18 protein-coding genes are annotated in these 22,095 nt (G+C 63.1%); 11 read left to right on the top strand and 7 right to left on the bottom strand.

From position 1 onward, the window contains the following. Window positions 1-258: 258 nt before the first annotated feature. Together C484_RS16150 and C484_RS16145 are read right to left on the bottom strand one after the other, a co-directional pair. Window positions 259-3,972, bottom strand: coding sequence for a DNA polymerase II large subunit (locus C484_RS16150; RefSeq protein WP_006826968.1), 3,714 nt, complete (start codon window positions 3,970-3,972; stop codon window positions 259-261). Window position 3,973: 1 nt separating this feature from the next. Beyond that, entirely contained in the window at window positions 3,974-4,393 is a 420-nt protein-coding gene (locus C484_RS16145) for a PPC domain-containing DNA-binding protein (RefSeq protein WP_006826967.1), read from the bottom strand. 606 nt (window positions 4,394-4,999) lie between these two features. Here C484_RS16145 and C484_RS16140 point away from each other — a divergent pair. From C484_RS16140 to C484_RS23740, 6 genes are all read left to right on the top strand, one after another. Then, window positions 5,000-6,616 carry an ABC transporter substrate-binding protein gene (locus C484_RS16140; RefSeq protein WP_006826966.1) on the top strand — a complete coding sequence of 539 codons (1,617 nt, stop codon included), beginning with the start codon at window positions 5,000-5,002 and terminating at the stop codon, window positions 6,614-6,616. Between the two features lie 97 nt (window positions 6,617-6,713). Beyond that, a complete protein-coding gene (locus C484_RS16135; protein ID WP_006826965.1) occupies window positions 6,714-7,712 on the top strand; it encodes an ABC transporter permease in 999 nt (332 codons plus the stop codon). A 63-nt stretch (window positions 7,713-7,775) separates the two neighbouring features. Beyond that, entirely contained in the window at window positions 7,776-8,774 is a 999-nt protein-coding gene (locus C484_RS16130) for an ABC transporter permease (RefSeq protein WP_006826964.1), read from the top strand. A 63-nt stretch (window positions 8,775-8,837) separates the two neighbouring features. Next, complete coding sequence (locus C484_RS16125; RefSeq protein ID WP_006826963.1) at window positions 8,838-10,052, top strand: ABC transporter ATP-binding protein; 1,215 nt, start codon at window positions 8,838-8,840, stop codon at window positions 10,050-10,052. Between the two features lie 31 nt (window positions 10,053-10,083). After that, window positions 10,084-11,442: an ABC transporter ATP-binding protein gene (locus C484_RS16120; protein WP_239640999.1), complete on the top strand. Its 1,359-nt coding sequence runs from the start codon at window positions 10,084-10,086 to the stop codon at window positions 11,440-11,442. A gap of 198 nt (window positions 11,443-11,640) precedes the next feature. Then, window positions 11,641-11,799, top strand: coding sequence for a hypothetical protein (locus tag C484_RS23740; protein ID WP_169332880.1), 159 nt, complete (start codon window positions 11,641-11,643; stop codon window positions 11,797-11,799). 196 nt (window positions 11,800-11,995) lie between these two features. Here the strand turns inward: C484_RS23740 and C484_RS16115 are convergent, their stop codons facing one another. Next, window positions 11,996-12,505 (bottom strand): hypothetical protein, encoded by a 510-nt coding sequence (locus C484_RS16115; protein ID WP_006826960.1) that lies wholly within the window; start codon window positions 12,503-12,505, stop codon window positions 11,996-11,998. A 136-nt stretch (window positions 12,506-12,641) separates the two neighbouring features. Next, window positions 12,642-12,803 carry a DUF7556 family protein gene (locus tag C484_RS23735; RefSeq protein ID WP_006110879.1) on the bottom strand — a complete coding sequence of 54 codons (162 nt, stop codon included), beginning with the start codon at window positions 12,801-12,803 and terminating at the stop codon, window positions 12,642-12,644. Between the two features lie 140 nt (window positions 12,804-12,943). On the opposite strand from C484_RS23735, the gene C484_RS16110 reads away from it, so the two are divergent. From C484_RS16110 to C484_RS16095, 4 genes are all read left to right on the top strand, one after another. Continuing rightward, entirely contained in the window at window positions 12,944-13,795 is an 852-nt protein-coding gene (locus C484_RS16110; RefSeq protein WP_006826959.1) for a CBS domain-containing protein, read from the top strand. Further along, window positions 13,788-15,635, top strand: coding sequence for a glycine--tRNA ligase (gene glyS, locus C484_RS16105; protein ID WP_006826958.1), 1,848 nt, complete (start codon window positions 13,788-13,790; stop codon window positions 15,633-15,635). The genes C484_RS16110 and glyS overlap by 8 nt, the downstream gene beginning before the upstream one ends. Window positions 15,636-15,815: 180 nt before the next feature. Beyond that, window positions 15,816-16,049, top strand: a complete 234-nt coding sequence (locus C484_RS16100; RefSeq protein WP_006826957.1) for a DUF2061 domain-containing protein — start codon at window positions 15,816-15,818, stop codon at window positions 16,047-16,049. Between the two features lie 102 nt (window positions 16,050-16,151). Further along, window positions 16,152-16,748: a hypothetical protein gene (locus C484_RS16095; RefSeq protein ID WP_006826956.1), complete on the top strand. Its 597-nt coding sequence runs from the start codon at window positions 16,152-16,154 to the stop codon at window positions 16,746-16,748. Window positions 16,749-16,813: 65 nt separating this feature from the next. Here C484_RS16095 and C484_RS24660 read toward each other — a convergent pair whose 3' ends face one another. Further along, window positions 16,814-16,948 (bottom strand): hypothetical protein, encoded by a 135-nt coding sequence (locus C484_RS24660; protein ID WP_006110874.1) that lies wholly within the window; start codon window positions 16,946-16,948, stop codon window positions 16,814-16,816. 272 nt (window positions 16,949-17,220) lie between these two features. Between C484_RS24660 and C484_RS16090 the strand changes: the two genes are divergently transcribed. Further along, window positions 17,221-19,725: a DEAD/DEAH box helicase gene (locus C484_RS16090; RefSeq protein WP_006826955.1), complete on the top strand. Its 2,505-nt coding sequence runs from the start codon at window positions 17,221-17,223 to the stop codon at window positions 19,723-19,725. Between the two features lie 45 nt (window positions 19,726-19,770). Here C484_RS16090 and C484_RS16085 read toward each other — a convergent pair whose 3' ends face one another. Together C484_RS16085 and C484_RS16080 are read right to left on the bottom strand one after the other, a co-directional pair. Next, on the bottom strand, window positions 19,771-20,649 hold the full coding sequence (locus tag C484_RS16085; RefSeq protein WP_006826954.1) for a phosphatase PAP2 family protein: 879 nt from the start codon (window positions 20,647-20,649) through the stop codon (window positions 19,771-19,773). A gap of 156 nt (window positions 20,650-20,805) precedes the next feature. Then, window positions 20,806-21,963 (bottom strand): multicopper oxidase domain-containing protein, encoded by a 1,158-nt coding sequence (locus tag C484_RS16080; protein ID WP_006826953.1) that lies wholly within the window; start codon window positions 21,961-21,963, stop codon window positions 20,806-20,808. Window positions 21,964-22,095: the final 132 nt, after the last annotated feature.

Genomic DNA, 22,095 nt, shown 5'->3' with positions numbered 1-22,095 from the left:
CTTCTTATGCGAGTTCATGGCGCGTTCAGCAAACTGCACACGTCCTTCTACGCGTGGGTGAAGACCACACGCTCCGGTTCGCGTGGGATTGTCGCGAAGAGTGTCTCTGTCTCCTCACTCAGTTCCCACTATCTGCCGCGGTTTCGGATTTCAGTCGCGCACGACCGCTAGACGAACTATAAACTACCACAATACAGCGGGTATTTCGAGGAACACGAGTTCGAGAGTGAGAGTGTGAGAGGCGTGGTTCGCGACCGGCTACATGAAGTCCTCGATACCCGACTGTTTGTTCTTGTCGTTCTCGAAAACACTCTCGAGTGACTTCTCGAGGACCTCCAGACGCTGTTTCGTGTAATCGCGGCAGTCGTACTCCTCCGCGACCTGGATCGCCGTCTGCATGTACTTGTTAACCGAGCCCTCGTGGACGGTGAGGTTGACCCGCCCACCGCATTCACGACAGTCTCCGGTCAGGGGCATCCGGCGGAACTTCTCGCCGCAGTCGAGACAACGCGTCTCCTGGCGGGAGAACGCCCGCAGGTTTCCGATCAGGTCCGGCAGGAAGTGATACTCGATAACCCGCTCTGCAACGTCGGTCTCGTCGACGGCCGCTAGTTTCCGCGAGAGTTCGAGTTGGGCGTCCATCTTGTCCATCATCGAGCCCAGGGTCTTGTACGCCGAGAGGTCGGGCCCCATCGCGATGTTTGACGTGTCGTGGGTGTGAGAGAAGCCGGTGTACTCCCCGTCGGTTCCCAGCGTGTCCTCGCCGATCTGGATATCGACCGACTCGGGATCGGCCTGCTCCAGCGTCGCGAGGTAGAACTCGCGGGGGTACTGCGAGACGATGTCCATGTTGTGGGCTTCGTCGTCGATCTCGGCGGGGTCGATTCGCGAGGACATGACGAGGGGGGCGTCCATGCGCCCGCCGCGCTTGTCGGGGAGAAAACTTCTACTGAAGTTGAGCAGTCCGTCCATGAGAAGCATGACGCAGTCTTCGTCCCCGTCACAATTGCGTCTTTTCGCGGCGTGAAAGTACGGGTGTGCGTATCCAACCGCGGCGCTCGTGAATCCGATCACTCTCCCGACAGTCGCGGCACTCGTGTGGGGTGCCATCCCGAACACCAACTCGCCGACGAGTTCGTCGCGGTCCTCGAATTCGTAGAACGGGTCAAGGCCGTAATATTGCTCCAGGAGGTCGTCAATGAAGTCGGCGGTCTTGAGCATGTGCTCGGCCGCGCCGTCGGAGAGGACGATATCCTGGACGTTGAGTTCGACCAGTTGGTCCTCGTGCGTGAGCGGGTCGCCATGGACGTCCTCCGTGTACCCGAGCGCCTGTAGTTGCCCGACGTCGATGTCGAGTTCGCTCGCGCGGACGGACGTGACCGGGAGGTCGGTCATGTCGTAGCGGACGGTGCCGTCCTTGAACGCCGACACGTCGTGTTTGGCCCGGAGAATCCCCTTTTCGATGGGCTCGGGGATCTTGGTCGACGAGGTCAGTCCCTTGACGCCCTTGAGGATCTCGAAGGCGTTCTCGCGCTCGCCGACGGATTCGAGAGCGCTTCTGAACTCGTCGTTGATGTCGATCTCACGGGGTTCGACGCAGGTTCCGTCTACCTCACAGCGGTCGCACTCGACGCGTCCAGCCTCGTCGGGCTCGAGTGATTGGTCGCAGTCCGGGCAGCGGTAGTCCGGTTCGGTCCGGGTCTCACAGTCCGGACAGCGGTTCTTGAACGTCTCCGTGCCGCAGTTCGGACACTGTTGGCGGCCGATCCGAAGCTCGACGACGCCGGGCGTATCCGACATCGTCTCGGCGTGTTTAGCCGCGTCGGCGACGTTTCGCTGTGCGCCGCCGGCCTCGCCGATCGGAAACAGGGTGTGGACCGGCGGGCTCAGGTCTCGGCGCTCTGATTTCTCCGGGCGGCCCATCCGGTTGCCGATCCGGGTCGGCGCGCGCTCGCGGATGTCGACGGGAGCGACCTCGTTGACCGCCTCGATAGCGTTCGCGCCGTCGGGTTCGTCCTCGTGGCTCCAGGTCCGCGAGCGCTCTGAAAGGTCGGCGTCGGTCCATGTGCGTTCGAGTTCGATTGCGGTCGCGGCGTCCGTCTCGGCCGACGCTGGATCAGTGGCCGGCTCATCGCCGCTCGCCGCCGACCGCGAGGCCCCGTCGGTCGCCGTCCGACGGATCTCACAGCCGAGCGAGCGCGCGAGCGGCCGCCAGTCGTCGATCTCGATCCGGTCCTCGCGCTGGCGGTGTTCGATGACGATCGTCTCGAGCGCGTCACAAACGGCGTCGCTGAACTCGAGGACGAGCGTGTCGTCGGCGTCGTCGTTCCCGCCAGCCCCAGCGTCGCCCTCGCTCTCGACTCGTCCCGCCGCCACCGCTTCCGCGAGCGTACAGAAGTCCACGACGGGGAGATCGTGCCAGAGATACGTGTACTCGGGATGTAACGGCGCGTCGAAGTCGGTGGCCCACACGAGGGCCTCCTCAGGATCGGGATGCTCGAGATCGATCCGCGGATCGTCCTCGAGTGCCTGTACGTCCGCGCCGGCGGCTTCGAGGTCCTGAATCCACCACTCGGGCGTGTAGGAAGCGGGTGCGAGCGGGTGGTTGTTCTCGATGAACTCGCCGTAGTTGACGAGATATTCGCCGAGATCGAGGATCTTCTCGACGCCGTTTCTGATCTCCTTGGCCTCCGTCGGATCGTCGATCTGGCGGACGTCGCCGTTCGCGAGTTTGACGGTCGGTCCTTCGATGGAGTCGACGGGGACGACGCCGGCGGCCTTGCCGGGCCGTTCGGTCTTGATCTGTGTCCCGGTCGCGAGGAAGTCGTCGACGAGGTGCATCGCGGCGGGGTGGACGCCGGCGGTCGCGAAGCCGTGGTTGCGCGAGCGGCCGTAGCGAAGGCGAAAGCCACCTTTCGCACAGGGATGGGAGAAGACCGGGCGGCCAGCGATCAGGTCCCGAAGGAACTTCTTCGATTCGCCGACCCGTGGAGGGCCCGCTGGACCGTCCACGTCGGCCGATTCGTCCCCGTCGGCGTTCGCTGGGTCTCCGTCGTCTTCGGCGGGTTCGTCGTCCGTCGCGCCGTCAGCCCCCTCACTCTCGTCCTCATCGTCGGCTTCGTCTTCGGTGCCCGCGTCGGCGTCGTCGCTCGTAGCCGCGTAATTGCCGTCGATGAGATCCTGGAGCCACGGCCAGTCGACCTCATCGAGGTTTCGCGTGTAGCGCTGGATCTTCGGTGCCTTGAGCGCGATCCCCTCGCCCAGAACGAGACACATGCCGCCGCGGGCGCTGTTGGTATCGACCCATTGCTCAGATCGGAAGAGCGGTTNGTCTAGCATGATCGGGAGGTGCTTTGCGATGAACTTCGCCTCCTTGTCCTTCGGACAGTACTGCAGGCCGGTCTCCTTGTGGTAGAGAGCGATCTCCTCGGCGTACCGTTCGACTTCCTCCTCGCGAGTATCGTACTGGTCGATGCCGACGAGCGCGCGCGTATAGTCGGCAACGAGCACCGAGAGCGCCTGAGCCGTCCCGCCAGCCGAGCGGATCGGCCCGGCGTAGTAGACGTTGACGAACTCGGTGCCGTCGTCGTTCGATAGTATTTCGACCCGATCGATGCCCTCGATCGGAGCCGCGACGACGCCCTCGGTCAACAGGGCGACCGCCGTCCGGACCGCCCCCTCGATCTTGCCGGCTTTCGTCTCGTAGTCGCCGACGCGACCCTCCGCGAAGTCCTCCGCGAGTTCGAGTGCGGCTTCCTCGCGACTCATCTCGCCTTCGAGTTCGCGAACGCGGTCGGCGACGCCGTCGATGCCGAGGATGTTCTCGACACGGTCGGCCATGTCTCTGGCGGTCGGGATTTCGACTTCGGGTTCGGGATCGCCGCCGCGTTGCTTGGCGCGTTCGGCGACGTCGAACGCCTCGTCGAGCTGGGATTCGAGTCGGTCGAAGTACTGTTCGTCTTCCGCGCGCATTTCAGAGCCAGAGATCGAGTTCGGTAGTGTCGTCGTACTCGCGGACGAGTTCGTCCTCGAAGACGCGCATGTGGACCTCGCCGGCCCAGACGGTGGCTTCGTTCAGGTGGCCGGCGTAGGTAGTGCCGTCGGGATCGGAGAGGACGGCGTGGGTGTGGGCAAAGCGCTCCCCCTCGAGCAGAGAGACGTTACCGACACAACTTGCGACTTCGAGTGGCTCGTCGAACTCGATCGGATAGTATTCGCACTCGTCCTGGTCGTAGAACCAGAGTTCGGCGTCTTGGACGGCTCCGAGAGCGGTAAACCAGGCGGCGTCGGCCTCGACGTCGTCCGCGAGGGCCTCGATTTCGGCGCGCCAGTCCGCGCCGGTATCGAGGCGCGCGACGTACTCGGCTGCGGTGTCGACGGCTCGGTAGTTCATACGGCGATACTGTATGTGCCGATGGAAAAAGATCACTGTTCCTGCCAATCGAACCGACAGCCCGCCGCACTGAGCGGTGCCGTCTGTCGGGTGATCCAGGCCTGTACTGTCCGCCCGGGTGCTCTGTGTCGGACGGTTCGCCCGGTTACTGGGCCCGCTACGAAGCGATCGCCACAGCTGATACTGTCGGACGAACTACGTGACGAGTGGTCGCTCCGCTGCGGCCGTCGCCGGTGGAGACGTCCGCAGAACGCCGCGTTCTACTGGAGACCGCAAACCAACGGGTTGCTCAACGGCCGCGAATTCGCGACCAACTTCGTATTGACTTCGGCCCGACGGTACGAACGCAGGTCGAATGGACAACCGTCCGCAGGATCGGAGGAGATGTCCACATTCATCCGACGCGGGACAATACTGGTTATCAGAGTGCACTAAAAGACGTGTAAAAGCACATTACGTCACGCGCGTCGAAAGTATCGTCGTTATTCGTCCGGTTTGGGTGAGGATAACAAAGAGTCGATGACAGTGTATCTCGAGAGGATGGTACGGAAGTCACCATACGCCACCCGTCGCCGAGTTCTCGCATCGGGAACGGCGGTGTCGGCGGTGGCGCTCGCAGGGTGCATCGGTGGGGATGGCGATGACGACGACGGAGACGAACTCATCGACCCCGAAGACTACGATTACGACCGGGAGGAGCCGGACGACGAGGAAGCCGCCCGTGAAAGTACGATCGAGTATACCCAGGAACTGGAGCGAGACGAGGACTTCGACCCGATCCACTCCAACGACGCCTACAGCGTCCAGGTCTCGAATTTGGTGTTCGATGGCCTCTACGAATGGGACGACGGACTCGGACTCGAGCCGAAAGTCGCCACGGACATGCCCGATGTCGAGCGCGACGGGACGCGCTACCTCTACGAGATCAACGAGGGCATCGAGTTCCATAACGGCGAGGAACTCACCGCCAGCGACGTGGCCCACTCGTTCATGGCCTTCCAGGAAGAAGACAGCGTCAACCTGGCCCAGTACGAGATGGTCGACTCCGCGGAGGTCATCGACGACTACCAGGTGCAGGTCGACCTCGCCTACCCGTACGGGCCGTGGGAACTCCAGACGATGGCGATCTCGGTCGTCCCCGAAAGCGAACGCGAAAGCGAATCCGACCGCGAGGAGTTCAACACGAACCCGGTCGGTTCGGGTCCGTTCGTTTTCAGCGACTTCGAGTTCAACGAGTACGTTACGCTCGAACGAAACGAGGACTACTGGGACGAGCCACAGCCGTACCTCCAGGAGATCACGTTCGTCGACAACGTCGACGCAGCGAGCCGAATCGGCGAGATTCGGGCCGGCGACACCGACGCGATCGCCGACGTGCCGAACGACGACTGGAGCGAACTCGAGGACGACGACGGCATTCGCGTCCACATCAGCGAGAGTCCGTCGTACATGCATCTGACGTTCAACTGTCGCGACGACGCACCGACGAGCGACCCCGACGTGCGGCGGGGGATCTGTCACACCTTTTCGATGACGGACTTCGTCGAGTCGCGGCTGTCGAACGTGGCACAGCCGTTGTCCGCACCGATTCCGCCGATCACCAACGAGCAGTGGGACTTCCCGCTCGACGACTGGCAGGAAGAGTATTATCCGGGATACGATCCGGATCAGGCCGAAGAACTGCTCAACGGCGCGGTAGACGACGACTGGAGTCCGACGATCGTCGCGCCTGGAGACCACCGCGGCGACCTGGCGGAGCGGATCGTCACGCGACTCAACGAGATCGGGTACGACGGCGCGCAAGCCGAAACGCTCGACTTCGGGACGCTGCTCGACCGGACCGTCTACAACGAGGAACCCAGCCCGGACGACTTCCAGGCGTACCTCCTCGGCTGGACCGGCGGCCCGGACCCCGACGCGTACCTGTACAACCTCTACCACGAGAGCCAAACGGGAATTAATCAGGCGCACTTCTACGAGGGAAGCGACTCCTTCCACGACGACATCGCCGAGGCTCGTGAACTCGCCGATCAGGAGGAACGCTACGCCCTCTACGAGGGCGTCATGGTCGAAATACTCGAGGAACTGCCGTCGTTGCCGGCGTACTCGTTCCACAACACCATGGCCTCGCGCGATTACGTCAAGGATCTGCACGCACACCCGATGGTCCAGCAGAACCCGCGCGTCGTCTCCGAGTACGGAAACGTCTGGACCGACAACTGACCCGCTCGGCGACGAGCGCGAACTCGCGGATCGCGAGAATCGAGGCGCCCTCCGAAATCGAGAGCCGCCAACCGAAACCTGAAACACGACACGACAAATGGGACTCCTTCGCTATACGGCAGGTCGCGTGGTACAGGCGATTCCCGTGTTGATCGGGATCACCGTAATCACGTTTATCCTCGCGAATCTGGCCCCGGGTGACCCGGTGCGGCTCATGTTGCAGGGCCAGGAGGTCAATCAGGAAGTCATCGCGCGTATCGAACGCCAGTACGGCCTCCACAGGCCGCTGCACGAGCGGTATCTGACGTACATGAGCAACGTCCTGCAGGGCGATCTCGGCCACAGTATCCACCGGGATCGACCCGTCACGGCGCTGCTCGCCCAGCGGGCCGGACCGACGCTCATGCTGGTTCTGTCGGCGTACGCGTTCGCCCTTGCGACCGCGATTCCGCTCGGGATCATCGCGGCGACGCGGCGAAACGAGCCGACGGATCACGTCTCCCGGATCGTCGCACTGATCGGCGTGAGCACGCCCTCGTTCTGGATCGGCATCGTGCTGATCCTGATCTTCGCGATCCAACTCGGCTGGCTGCCCTCGAGCGGGTTGGTATATCCGTGGCGCAGTCCCGACCAGTACGGCTACAGCGGCTATCCTGAATTGGCATATCAGACGATACGACATCTGCTGTTGCCGATGATCGCACTCGGCACGCTTCAGATGGCGACGCTGATGCGTGTCGAGCGGACGCAGATGATCGAGTCGCTGCAGGGAGAGTACGTCAAACTCGCGCGAGCGTACGGGGTTCCGGAGCGAACGATCCTTCGGAAGCACGCCTTCCAGGTGGCTCAGCTCCCGATTATCACGATCATCGGGCTCAATCTCTCGACGGCGCTCGGCGGTGCCGTGCTCACGGAGTACGTCTTCAACATCAACGGCATCGGGCGGCTGTTCCTGGAAGCGATCCAGAGCCTCGACTACCAACTGATCATGGGGATCACGATCGTGATCGGGACGATGTTCGTCGTCGGCGTCATCATCACGGACATCTCCTACGCGTACATCGATCCCCGCGTCACCTACGGAGAGCACGACTGAGATGGCAGTGAACGGCGAAGAGGCCGACCGGAGACTCGACCACAACCAGGGAGGTACCTAAGCATGGCACTCGGCGAAGCGCAGATGGACGAGAGTTCAGGGCCATCCGAGGACGTCGAGGCCGAATACGGGTGGCGGTATACGTTCTCGAAGGTAATGGAGGATACGACTGCGCGGTGGGGGCTGTACGTCGTGGCGCTCGTCCTGCTCATCTCGACGTACACGTTCATCGACAGCAATCTCTCACAGCTCACCTTCGGAGCCATCTCGGACTTTACGTTCGCGGAGACGCTCCCTATCTTCGACCATCCCGAGCGAATACCGCCACCGGGCGAGGGCGAGGAGAACATGCCGCCGGCGTTTCACGCCGACGGATCGCTGAGCAATCCGCTCGGAACCGATCCGAGCGGCCGCGACTACTTCACCAGAATCGTCTACGGCGCACAGGTCTCCGTCAGCGTTGGCATCGTCTCGACGCTGATCGGCTTCGTCGGCGGAACGATCATCGGCGCAGTTTCGGGATTCTACGGCGGCCGCATCGACGACGTGCTCATGCGGATGGTCGAAACGGTGTACGCGATCCCGCCGCTGATCCTCATCATCGTCTTCACGGTGTTCGTCAGCGGCGGCAGCCCGGACATCACCTACGCCATCCTCGGCGTCGGGATCACGTTCATCCCCGTTTTCGCCCGGATCATCCGCAGCGAAGTGCTGTCCGTCCGTGAGATGGACTACATCGAGGCCGCGAAGGCCTCCGGCGTCAAGAACCGCAACATCATCCGTAGGCACGTAATTCCGAACAGCTTCGCGCCCGTCCTCGTCTACGCGACGCTCCAGATCGGCGTCACGATCCTCATCGTCGCCGGCCTCTCCTTCCTCGGCTACGGGGCGCAACCGCCGACGCCCGACTGGGGCCAGATGCTCAACACCTCCCACGGCTACATGCACTCGAACGTCTGGCTCTCGATCTGGCCCGGCCTCGCGATCCTGGTGACGATTATGGGCTTCAACCTGTTCGGCGACGGCCTGCAAGACGCGCTCGATCCGCGAATCAACGACTGAGAGACAGACCATGACCGCTATCCAGACTCCCCCCCCGACTCCCACACCGATCCCACACCACCGATGAGTTCACGTTCAGACCCACTCCTTCGCGTCGAGAACCTCAAGACGCAGTTCTTCACCGACGCCGGTACCGTCCGCGCCGTCGACGGCATCTCATTCGAGGTCTACGAGGGCGAAATCGTCGGCCTCGTCGGCGAGAGCGGGGCCGGCAAGAGCGTCGCCTCGATGAGCCTCCTTCGGCTCGTCGACTCCCCCGGCCAGATCGTCGACGGTGAGATCACGTACAAGGGCGAAACCATCTTCGGACTTGAGGAAGGCCCCGACGGCGACCTCCACGAGCGCGAGGACATGCTGACGAACGAGGAGGTTCGCACCCGCATCCGGGGCAACGAGATCGCCGTCATCTTCCAGGATCCGATGGAATCGCTCAACCCCGTCTTCACCGTCGGCAGCCAACTGCGCGAGTTCATCGAACTCAACCGCGACCTGTCGAGCGACGAGGCGCGCCGGGAGGCGGTCGACATGCTCCGCGAGGTCGGCATTCCCGATCCGGCGGAGCGCTACGAAGAGTACCCCCACCAGTTCTCCGGCGGGATGCGCCAGCGCGTGCTCATCGCCATGGCGCTTGCCTGCGAGCCGAACCTCATCATCGCGGACGAGCCGACGACAGCGCTCGACGTGACGGTCGAGGGCCAGATCATCGACCTCGTCGACGATCTCCAGGCGAAGTACGGGACGAGTTTCATCTGGGTCACCCACGACATGGGCGTCGTCGCCGAAATCTGCGACCGGGTGAACGTGATGTACCTCGGCGAAATCGTCGAGCAAGCGCCGGTCGACGAACTGTTCTACGACACCAAACACCCCTACACCGAGGCGCTTCTGAACTCGATGCCCCGGCCCGACCGAACCGTCGCTGAACTCGATCCGATCAGGGGAGTGATGCCGGAGGCGATCAACCCGCCCGCAGGCTGTCGATTCCACCCGCGCTGTCCGGATGCGCGGGAGGCGTGCAAGCGGATCCATCCCGAAAACAGGGAGGTCGCCCGGGCCGACGGGCAGCCGCATCGAGCGGCCTGCATCAAACACGACGTGTTCGGCGACGAGTACGAGGAAAGCGTCCCGCTCGAAGAGCGTGCACAGGAGACCGCTGCCAGTGCGACTGATGGCGGCGAAAGCGAAGGGAGTGGAGTCGAGAGTCGGAGTCAGAGTGGAAGTGAGAGTGGGAATACAAGCAAAGCCGGTAGTCAGCACGGAGGTGACGACCGTGAGTAAGAGTTCACCCGACGGCCAACTCGGGTCCGAAATGACGGGTGAGACGGTCCCGTACGGCGAGGCGCTGATCGAGGTCGAGGGGCTGAAGAAGTACTTCTCGCAGAGCGGCGGGCTGTTGCCGGGAATCTCTCTCGATACGAATCAGTTTCCGCCAATCAGCGTCGGCGAGGAACGGGTCCAGGCCGTCGACGACGTGAGTTTCGACATTCGACGCGGCGAAACGCTCGGGCTCGTCGGCGAGTCAGGCTGTGGCAAGAGTACGCTGGGACGGACGATTCTGCGCCTGCTCGAGCCAACTGCGGGGACGATTTCGTTCAAAGGCGAGGATCTGGCGACGCTCAGTGGAGAGAATCTGCGCACCAAGCGCTCGGAAATTCAGATGATCTTTCAGGACCCGCAGGCCTCGCTCGATCCGCGGCTGACGGTCGGCCAGATCATCGAGGAGCCGATGCGCGCCCACGGAATGCTCGACGACGAAGGCCGCGAGGCCCGGGCGAAGGACCTGCTGGAGAAGGCCGGGCTGGACCCGCACCATTACAACCGCTATCCCCACGCGTTCTCGGGCGGCCAGCGCCAGCGGATCAACCTGGCTCGCGCGCTGTCGGTCAATCCGGACTTCATCGTCTGTGACGAACCCGTCTCCGCACTCGACGTGTCCATTCAGGCGCAGGTGCTGAACACCATGGAGCGGCTCCAGGACGAGTTCGGCCTCACCTACCTCTTCATCGCCCACGACCTCTCGGTCATCCGCCACATCTCCGACCGCGTCGCCGTGATGTACCTCGGGAACATCGTCGAACTCGCCGAGAAAGAAGAACTCTTCGAGAACCCGCAACATCCGTACACGAAGGCGTTACTCGACTCGATCCCGGTTCCCGACCCGCGGGAGACCGGGGCGCGCGGGGTGCTCGAGGGCGAGGTCCCGAGTCCGGTTGATCCACCCTCCGGCTGTCGGTTCCGCACGCGGTGTCCGCGCCTGATCGCCCCCGAAGCCTACGAGTGGGACGGCGAGGAGTGGGAGCGGACGCGGTCGTTCATGCGGGCGGTCAAACGACGGACGTTCGAACCGATGCCGGCCGCCGAGATCCGCGCGGAGTTCTTCGGCAACACGCTCCCGCAGGGCGAGCCGGGACGGATCGTCGAGGAGGCGATCGAGTTCATCGCGACGGATCACGAAGCGGGAACACAGACGAGCGGCCAAGCGAAAGCAGTGACGGACGAAGCGGGCACCGAGCGTGACGGGCCGACCGTCGACTGGGAGCAAGCGACCGATCGCTTGCTCGAGGTGTTCGCCGAGCAGAGCATCTGTGCGCGGGAGCGGCCAGCCTACGAGGTCGAGTCCGAACACGGTTCCGGGACGCACTTTGCGGCGTGTCACCTCCACCGATGAGTGCTGAAATACCATATTACAAATACAATTTTTCCGAGAGTTACTCGGAAGATAGTAAATACTGTCTCCAAGTATACGGCAGAATAGCGCGATAAAAGTGAAGTTTCAGATTTTGCTTCGGTCGAGTCATCGGAAAGTAACCACACAATCTTTCATATTATAAATACTTATGTGGCCGGGACCACTAGTAACTCGTGTATGAGTAAGATCCTCGCTACAGTGGCTGCGTGCAACCGCACGGTCGCAAAGGCTCGACGAACGATCGAACACTCCCCCGAGTTCGGCAGCGACAACGACCCCGACGAGGACGGGCGGCCGACGACGCGCATCCCGCCCGGCGGCTTCCTCACGGGATAAGCGACGCGACGGACGAAGACGAACCGTCGGTCGTCGGTATCGGGCCGCGATACCGCACGCCACTCACGTTGCCCTCCTGTCGCGTCCGCGGCCGCTTCTCTCGGTCGATTTCAGCCGCTCAAACCGGCGCACGGTCCGTTCGGCGATTCGCCTCTCTCATCCATCTCATCAATCTCGCTCATTTCGCTCACTTCGCCTACCGAATCCGGATGCTCGCCGTATCACTGGGCTGATACCGGCCCTCGCGTGTCGCGACGAACGCCCGGATCTCGTACTCGCCCGGGTCCGGCACGACGAACTCGTGACGATCCGCGGTTCGTTCAAAGCGGCCGTTCCAAGTGACCGTGATCCGTTTTCGCTCACCGCCGTCGAATCGAAACACCGACGGCTGTGACCGCATGTATCGTCGCTCGTCGCTGGCCTCGAGTTCGCCGGCGACGGTCCACCCCCAGCGGCGCTGGTGTGGCGTCGGAACAGCGACGGCGACCGGCAGTCGGTTCCGAAACGTCACGGTGAACTCGACGGGGTCGCCGCGGTCGTAGACCGTTTGGTCCGGCGTGACGGTGACGGAAATCGCGCGTCGGGCGAGGCTGACGGGAACGAGCGCCGCGAGCAGCGAGGGAAGGGTATAGCGCGCGTTGCGGTCCGCTCCGGCGTCGTTCCGTGCGGTACCAGGTCGCCGGTCTGTCCGCTGGCGGCCAGCCATCGACTACTGACACAACGGCGACGTACTAAACGCTACGTCTCGTTCACACGCTGGCAGAAAGCCGGCGTTCCGTTGGAAAAGAGCCGCAATCGAACGTCCCACCTGACCGGCCCCCACCGGTACAGGTCGAATCCCCCTACCGCCAGGCCGGAAGTGTCATTGCCTCCTCCGCTCGCATCGAAAGCCACGCGTCGTCTGCAGAGATGTCCGCAATGACGAACTCGTCGCTCGAATCGGTCGAATCGATCGAGCCGACGACCGTCTCGTCTGCCGTCGTGGTGTGGGGATTCAACACCATGGTAGAACATCTCACCCTTAGACATATAAGGCCGTCGAATCGAACCCCTGAACCGGTGCGTGGGCGGGCTAACGGCTGGGCGTCGAGTGCAGGCACAGGAAACACTGGGTTTATACTCATTTTCGCCCTACAGTGGGGACATGAACGTAGCCGACGCGATGACGCCTCGTGAGGACGTAGTGACCGTCGACCTGCCAGGCACCCGTTCGGATGTCCTCGAGTACCTGCAAGAACAGTCGTTCTCGTCAGTTCCGGTCGTCAAACCGACCGACAACGGCCCAGAATACCGCGGACTAGTCTCGCGGGATACGCTGATCGAACAGCCCGACGAGGACCAACTCGTCATGCTGATGGACGACGTGCCGACGACGACGCGCGAGACCACGCTGGAGGAGGTCGCCCGCACGATGGTCGAAAAGAGCGCGCGCCGCGTCCCGGTCGTCGACGGCGAGTTCGAGGGCATCGTTACGGTGACTGACGTGATCCACGCCATCGCGGCCGGCAATCAGAAAACCGACGATACCGTTGGCAACTACGCCAGCGACAACGTCAACACGACCTACGAGGGCACGCCGCTGCCGGTCGCCGAACGCGAACTGTCCTACGCGAACGTTCCCTACACCGTCGCGCTAAACGACGACGGTCGGATGAGCGGCGTCCTCACCGAAGTCGACATCATCGAAGTCGCCCGCATCGTCGAGGGCGAGGAGGAGACGGGCAACAACTTCCCGGACCAAGACTCCGAATGGTCCTGGGAGGGCATCAAGGCCGTCGGCAGTCGCTACCTCCCGACGCGGGACATCGAGCTCCCCGCCGAACCGGTCCGCGAGTTCATGAGCGACGACGTGGTGACGGTCGCGACGGAGAAGTCGATCCAGAACGCCGCCCAGCAGATGATCAGCAACGACATCGAACAGATCCCGATGGTGTCGGGCGAACAACTCGTCGGCATCGTCTGCGACGTCGACCTTCTGGAGGCCCTGTATGAGTGAGCAACAGACTGAATCAGCGGAGACGGACGACTCGATCGGCGAGAAACTCGTCGAACTCGCAAAGCGCCGGGGCTACTTCTTCCAGTCCTCGGGTGCCTACGGCGGCGTCGGCGGCTTCTACACGTTCGGCCCGCAGGGCGCGGCCCTGAAGGGCAACGTCGAGGACGCCTGGCGCGACCGCTTCGCCGTCGCCGAGGGCAACATGGAGATTGACGCCCCGACGATCATGCCCGAACCGGTCTTCGAGGCCTCGGGCCACCTCGACGGCTTCGACGACATGCTCGTCGAATGTCCCGACTGCGGCGAGAGCCACCGCGCGGACCACATCGTCGAGGACAACACCGAGTACGAGGACGCCGAGAGCCTCCCCATCCCCGAGGTCGAGGAGGTCATCGCCGAGTACGAACTCGTCTGTCCGAACTGCGGCGCCGGCCTCGCCGGCCAGGCCGTCGAGACGTTCAACCTCATGTTCGGGACGAACATCGGCCCCGGCGACTCCCAACCCGGTTACCTGCGCCCCGAAACCGCTCAAGGCATCTTCGTCGAGTTCCCGCGGCTCAAAGAGTACGCGCGCAATCAACTGCCGTTCGGCGTCACCCAGATCGGTCGGGCCTACCGCAACGAGATCAGCCCCCGCCGATCCATCATCCGCACCCGCGAGTTCACCCAGGCCGAACTCGAGTTCTTCATCGACCCCGAAACCGACGAACCCGACCTCTCGGCGGTCGCCGATGTCGAGGTGCGCCTCTATCCGGCCAGCGAGCAGAACGTCGAGGACGGCGAGGAGATTCGGACGACCATCGGCGACGCCGTCGCGGAGGGCGTCATCGCGAGTCCGTGGGTCGCGTACTTCCTCGGCGTCGCAAAGCGGTGGTACGACGCTGTTGGCGTCGATATGGACCGCTTCCGGTTCCGCCAGCACCTCTCGGGCGAGCGCGCCCACTACGCGAGCGACTGCTGGGACGCTGAGGGCGAACTCGACGGCAACTGGATCGAACTCGCCGGCTTCTCCGACCGCGGCGACTACGACCTCTCGAAACACGCCGCCCACTCGGAGGACCGCTTTACCGTCTTCCGGCAGTACGACGAACCCAAGACCGTCGAGCGCGCGACCGTCGACCCCGACATGAGCTACCTGGGCCCGGAGTTCGGCGGCGACGCCCAGGCCGTCGTCTCCGAACTCGAAACCCTCGCGGAACGCGACCGGGCCGCGTTCGAGGGCGACAGCGTCACGATCGACCTCGACGGCGAGAGCCACGAACTCCCGACCGAGAAGACCGGCTTCGCGGTCGAGGAACAGACCGAGGCCGGCGAACACATCATCCCGCACGTCATCGAACCCTCCTTCGGCGTCGACCGCCTCGTCTACACCGTCCTCCACCACGCCTACCGCGAGGACGAAGTCGACGGCGAGGACCGCACCTACCTCGAACTCGACCCCGAGGTCGCACCCACCTTTGTCGGCGTCTTCCCACTACAGAACGACGACGAACTCGAGGCGACCGCAAACGACATCGTCGCCGACCTCCGCGACGCCGGCCTGTCGGTCACCTACGACGACTCCGGCAACATCGGCCGGCGCTACCGCCGCCAGGACGAGGTCGGCACGCCGTTCTGCGTGACCGTCGACTACGAGACGCTCGAAGAGCGCGAGGCGCAACGCGCCTCGGATACTGCGAGCGGGGATGCCCCGCGAGCCGAGGCGACCACCGTCACGGTCCGCGAACGGGACACGACCGCCCAGAAACGCCTCCCCGTCTCGGACCTGCCCGAACTCATGGCCGACCTGCGCGCCGGTGAACTCTCGTTCGGCGAACTCGACGGCAAAAACGAGAGCTAACGAATCCGTCTGAACTCGCGGACGGCCGCGGTCGCGTTGCGTTTTCGTGTTCCTCACAGTCAGGAGCGGGCCGTACGGATGCCGGTCGATCCGAATCGCACACGAAACCAATATTGGTTATAATCAAGCAAATATGTACCCGATCGTCGTTACTTATTGGGTGGCCGACGAACCAGGCGTATGCACTGGAACGTCCTCTCCCGGCCCGCAATACAGGCCCAGAAACGGGCGCTCGTCAAGACGCTCTGTTATCGGTTGGTCATGCTCTTGATCACCGTTACTGTTGCCTGGGCGGTCGTCGGCGATGTCGGTGCGGCGCTGAATATCGGACTCGTAACGAACCTCGTGAAAACCGGCACGTATTATCTCTACGAGCGAACGTGGGCCCATATTAGCTGGGGCGTGACGACCTGAGAGCACGGAATCGACGGGCAGCGGGCGACCCGAGTGTCAAAAAACCACCCGCAGCAGACGTAACCGACGCACTGAAGGTCACCACCTTCGAGGAGTGACGTGATGGCCGACGAATTGAAGCGACGGCTCGTCCATGCCAGCGGCTCCGGATTGGTCGCCCTCTATCTGCTTGCGAACGCGCTCGACCTCGGCCTCTCCTGGACGCGCTTTCGCATTCTGATGGTGGTCCTCGCCCTCGGTACGATCCTCCTCGAGTTCACGCGATTACAACTTGAACTCGAGTGGTGGGTCTACCAGCGCCTCTACGAGACGTTGACCCGCGAGTACGAGCAAGAACAGTTCGCTGGATACGGGTATTACATGCTCAGCATGACGGTGGTCGTCTGTCTCTTTCAGCCGGCGATTGCCCTGCCGGCGATGTTGATGCTCTCGCTCGGCGACCCGATCAGCGGAACCGTTTCGGACGACACGCTAAAGCGGGTCAAGGGACCGAAGGTACTGGGAACGATGTTCCTCGTCAGCGCGATCATCGCGACGCCGTTTCTCTACGAGACCCCGCTCGCCGTGGTCGCGGCGGCGCTCGGCGCGACGATCGCGGACGGCGTGACGGTACAGTTCGGTGACTACATCGTCGACGACAATCTGACGATTCCGATCTACGCGGGCGTGCTCGCGTGGCTGGTCGTTACGTTCGTTTGACGTTTGAGTACCGGCTCTCCGTGAGAACGGCAGCAACACGCTGTTTTCGGTACGCTATGACGTGCTTAGACCGCGACGCCGAGTTCGGCGAGTTCAGTTTCGGAGTACGCCGCGCGCAGTTCTTCGAGGCTGTGCTCGTCGCGGACGGCCGCCCGTTCCTCGGCGGTCAGGTCGTCGACGGATGCGAAGCAGTGACACATTGCGGAGGAGACTACGGCGCGCTGGGACAAAAAGGGTGGCGGCGTTCGGCCTCAAGCCGTGTACGGACGCTATCGTTCAGCAGGATAGTCTCCTGAGAACGATCGATTCGGGTGATGCGTTTACTTCCACCCCACTTTCTCAATCCTTAACCGCAACCGCATCGAATCGACCGCCAATGGCAGCACAGGACGAGGAGCCGCCGTCGATCGAGCACCCCTTGCTCNCCCCACTTTCTCAATCCTTAACCGCAACCGCATCGAATCGACCGCCAATGGCAGCACAGGACGAGGAGCCGCCGTCGATCGAGCACCCCTTGCTCGAATCGAATTTTCTCGAGCGCCGCCTCTACCAGTTGAAACTCGCCGGAACGGCCGCGAACGACCACACGCTCGTCTGCCTTCCGACCGGGCTGGGAAAGACCACCGTGAGCCTGCTCGTGACGGCGCGTCGGCTCGAAGAGGTCGGCGGCACCGCACTGATGCTCGCACCGACGAAACCCCTCGTCCAGCAACACGCCGACTTCTACCGCGAGGCGCTCCAGATCTCGGACATCGACGAGCGGAACTCGTCGAGCGATCAGAACGCAGAGCGTTCTGAAAACGAGGAGATCGTCGTCTTCACGGGCGACGTGAGCCCGGACGACCGCGCCGAACTGTGGGCGGACGCCACGGTCGTGATGGCCACCCCGCAGGTGATCGAGAACGACCTCGTCGGGGGCCGCATCTCGCTTTCCGACGTGACCCACCTGACGTTCGACGAGTGCCACCGCGCGACCGGCGACTACGCCTACAACTACATCGCCGAGCGCTATCACGAAGACGCCCGCGACCCGCTCGTCACCGGCATGTCGGCCTCACCCGGCGGTGACGAGGAGGCCATCCTCGAGGTCTGTGAGAACCTCGGGCTCCAGGAGGTCGAGGTGATGACCGAGGAGGACGCCGACGTCGACGAGTTCACCCACGACACCGAGGTCGAGTGGGAACGGATCGACTTGCCCGATGACGTACTCGAGATCCGTGACGCCCTAAACGAGGTGATCAAAGATCGGCTCGAGAAGCTGAAAGAGTTGGGGGTTGCGAAGTCGACGCAGCCGGATCAGTCCCAGAAGGATCTGAACAAAATGCGCGCCGAGTTGCAGCAGTTGATCAACAACGACCAGTCAGAGGGGTTCGAGGGAATGTCGATCCACGCGGAGGTGATGAAGCTCCGCCAGGCCGTCACGCTCGTCGAAACCCAGAGCGTCGAGGCGCTGCGGCGGTACTTCGACCGCCAGCGCAACCAGGCCCGTTCGTCGGGGGCGTCGAAGGCCAGCCAGCGGATGGTCTCGGACCCGCGCGTTCGCGAAGCCATGCGGAAGGCCGAGAGTTTCAGCGAGTTACACCCCAAATACCGCAAGACTCGGATGCTCCTCGCGGAAACGCTCGGAATCGAGGACGGCGAGCGCGTGATCGTCTTCACCGAATCGCGCGACACGGCCGAGGCGCTGACGGAGTTTCTCGCAGAGAGCTGTGACGCCAAACGGTTCGTCGGCCAGGGCGACCGCGAGGGTTCGGACGGAATGACCCAGAAGCAACAGCAGGAAGTCTTAGACGAGTTCCGCGCGGGCGAGTTCGAGGTGCTCGTCTCGACGTCAGTCGCCGAGGAGGGCTTAGACGTGCCCGAGGTCGACCTCGTCCTCTTTTACGAACCCGTTCCCACGGCGATTCGGTCCATCCAGCGCAAGGGCCGGACGGGTCGCCAGTCCGAGGGCCGCGTCGTCGTGCTCATGGCCGAAGACACCCGCGACGAGGCCTACTTCTGGATCTCCCGCCGGCGCGAGAAGGAGATGGAATCGGAACTGCGCGAGCTGAAGGGGATGACCGACGACATCGAGGACGAACTCGACGAATCCCAGCAGTCGCTCGCGGATTTCGGCGGCGGTGACGGGAGCCACGCGACGACCGATGACAGCGGAGCGAAAGTAAACGCTAGCGGCGGAAAACCCGGTGCAGGCGGCGATGGTTCCAGTGGAAGCGAGGGGGGTTCGGAACGGCCCGGTCTCCGGGAGTTCGAGCCCGACGAAGACGGCGACGATGGAGACGCCGCACAGGCGGTCGAAACCCACGAACCCGCGGCCGAGGGCGACGCCGTCGAAATCGTCGCCGACCAGCGCGAAATGGACGCCAACATCGCCCGCGAACTCTCGCGCCGCGAAGAGATCGAGGTTCGACTCGAAACCCTCGACGTGGGCGACTACGTCTGCTCGGATCGCGTCGTCGTCGAACGGAAGTCCGTCGCCGACTTCGTCGATTCGCTCGTCGGGGGCGACCGGTCGGTCTTCGAGCAGGTGGGCGCGATGGCTCGCCACTACTCCCGACCCATCGTCGTCGTCGAAGGTGACGGGCTGTACGATCAGCGCGATATTCATCCGAACGCCGTTCGGGGAGCACTCTCGAGTCTCGCCGTGGACTTCGGTGCGAGCGTGCTTCGCACCGAAGGCGAGGACGAAACGACCGAACTGCTCGCGGTGATTGCGAGCCGGGAGCAAGACCTTACGGACCGCGAGGTATCGGTTCACGGCGAGAAACAGTCCAAGACGCTCGGCGAACAACAGGAGTACGTCGTCGCCTCGATCGCCGAAATTGGCCCGGTTACGGCCCGGTCGCTGCTCGACGAGTTCGGTACCGTCGAAGCCGTGATGATCGCCAGCGAAGAGGAGTTACAAGCGGCCGACGGCGTCGGGTCGGTGACGGCCGAGCGGATTAGAGAGGTTATCGGCAGCGAGTACAGCGGCTGATGGCCCTCGATGACTGCCGTTCGAGAAGTTGCGGGTCGAGAGCGATCAGTCGCTCACGTCGGACGTGATGCCGTCCTCGTCATCAGGGTCGGGAACGGGGTCCTGTTCTCGGCCCCGACCGCGCTCGGCATCGCCTTCCGCGCGGTCGACGAATCGTTCGGCCGCGTAGATGCTTCCGACGCCGAGTGCGGCACCCGCCACGACATCGAGCAGCCAGTGAATGCCGAGATACATCGTCGAGAAAACGACACCGGCGGTCACGAACGCCGCAATCGGGAACCACCGCGGATACTCTCGGCGTGATCGCCAGGCGAACACGAGGACGACGACCGCCAGCGACGTGTGCAGCGACGGGAACACGTCGGTGTTCGCCGAAACGGCCCCCGTGAGATCCTGCGTAGACGGGTAGAAGTCGTACATCAGACCGTTGACCGTCGACAGGTAATTCCGCGGCCCGTACGCGATGAACAGCGTATAACAGATCGCACCGAGGAAGTAGTTGAGGAGGTACGCGATGAGGAGTTCCTTGAGGTGTCGCTGGGACGGTAACAGGAAATAGAGGATCGGTGCCGTCACGACGAGAAACGGGAATCCGAACATGTACATCACCGAGAAGAACTCCAGGGTAGCCCCGGGGACGGCGTGCTGAAGATCCGCGACGAACTCGCCTTCGATGGCGTAGAGTTCAGCAGTGATGTCCCAGTCGAGCGCGTGGGATAGTTCGACGCTGTACTCGTGGGTCGCCCGTTTGGTCAGAAAGAACAGTGCTGCAGCGCCGAGATAGGGGGCGACGGTCCGGAGTCGGGATCCGAACTCACTGGCCGTCCGACGAAGCTGTCGGGGTTCGAGACAGAGCAGGCACGTTATCGACAGCCCAGTGAGAACGGTGAGAGCGGTCAAAACCGCCATCGAGATAAGCGCCATGTGTCGTACCGATCATATTCATCGATTCAGTTAAAGATACTTTCGAATAAGTATGCATGGATATATCGGGAAAATCCAAGCGACCGGTCCGTTCGGCAGGCCGCGAGTGGCATCGAATCGAGGACGGGCGACTACCCAGTTCGGGTCCGGGAAGGGTTAGCCCTCGTAGCCGGCAGACTCCATCAGGTCCGCGAAAACGTCTGTGTCCATCGCATCACGGTAGACGACCCCCGTCACCATTCCACCGGGGTAGACCCGGCCGTTCATCGCGTGATTGACCTTGTGACAGTGCACGAGGTAGATGCCGGGATCGGCGTCGGCGGTGAACTCGATCGTGTGGCGCTCTGCGGGCGCGATGTTCGTGACATCGTGGTCGTACTGGGCGGCCTCCGGGACCTGGCCGCCGTCCTTCTCGACGAGTCGGAACCGGTGGTTGTGCGTGTGCATCGGGTGGGACATGTACCCCGCGTTGACGATATGCAGTCGGACGGTATCGCCATGGTCGACGATGATGGGCGATCCGGCTTCGGGATGGAGCGTCCGTGGAAGGCTCTTCCCGTTGATCGTGAAGACATCCGGGTTGCGATTGCGCGGACTGTAGTCGACGTCCTCGCCGGCGAGTTGCCGGTTGAGCCGCGAATCCCAGTCCTTGACGGTGAAGAAGTACTCCTTGTCGGCCGGTTCGTACCCCTTCGGATCGACCCGGAAGATGCCGTACATTCCCATGTCGATGTGACGATGAGTCTGGTAGTGACAGTGATACAGGTGCGTCCCCGGGACGTTCGCCGGAATCGTGTACGTGTGTTTCTCGTCGGGACCGACCTGAATCCCCGTCGTCGTCGGTACCCCGTCGTTCTCCCAGGTCTTGCTCACGCCGTGGAAATGTAGCGTGTGCGGGTGGACGTTACCCGTGTTGTCTAACGTCACTTCGATGTCGTTACCCTCCGTCGTCCGAAGGATCGGCCCCGGAACGCTCGGTTCGCCCTCGTCGGCCTGAAACGCCCAGACCTTCGGCAACTCGACCGGCCCGCCCATTGAATCGAGCGGATGGACGGCGTGGCGGGCCGTCACCGACCGCAGTGTCACGCTCCCACCCTGTTCGTCCACCTGCACGACTTCGGGTGAACTCGTCCATGGAAGCGACGACTCCTCATCATCCCCAGTTTCCGTAGCCGGCTGTGACTCCTCGGACGATGGCGTCTCGGACTCACCAAGCCGGCTCATACAGCCGGCCAGCACCGTCATCCCACCCGTTGCAGCGACTAGTTCGCGTCGCGACATGTCGAACCCCGGAGCCCCAATACGATCGGTCATACATGTCAGCGTTGGAATCGACGGTGAATAATGACGCTCGACGGTTCTTACAGGGAAAGAATTGCTCGAAGACGTTCGCCCGTACGTTTATGATGTCTGAGAAATCTCCCGCCGGACCACCGACAAGAGAAG

This window comes from Natrialba taiwanensis DSM 12281, assembly GCF_000337595.1.
GTDB lineage: Archaea > Halobacteriota > Halobacteria > Halobacteriales > Natrialbaceae > Natrialba > Natrialba taiwanensis.
Note: the sequence above shows the minus strand (reverse complement) of the source record. Positions and strands in the feature narration are given on the sequence as shown.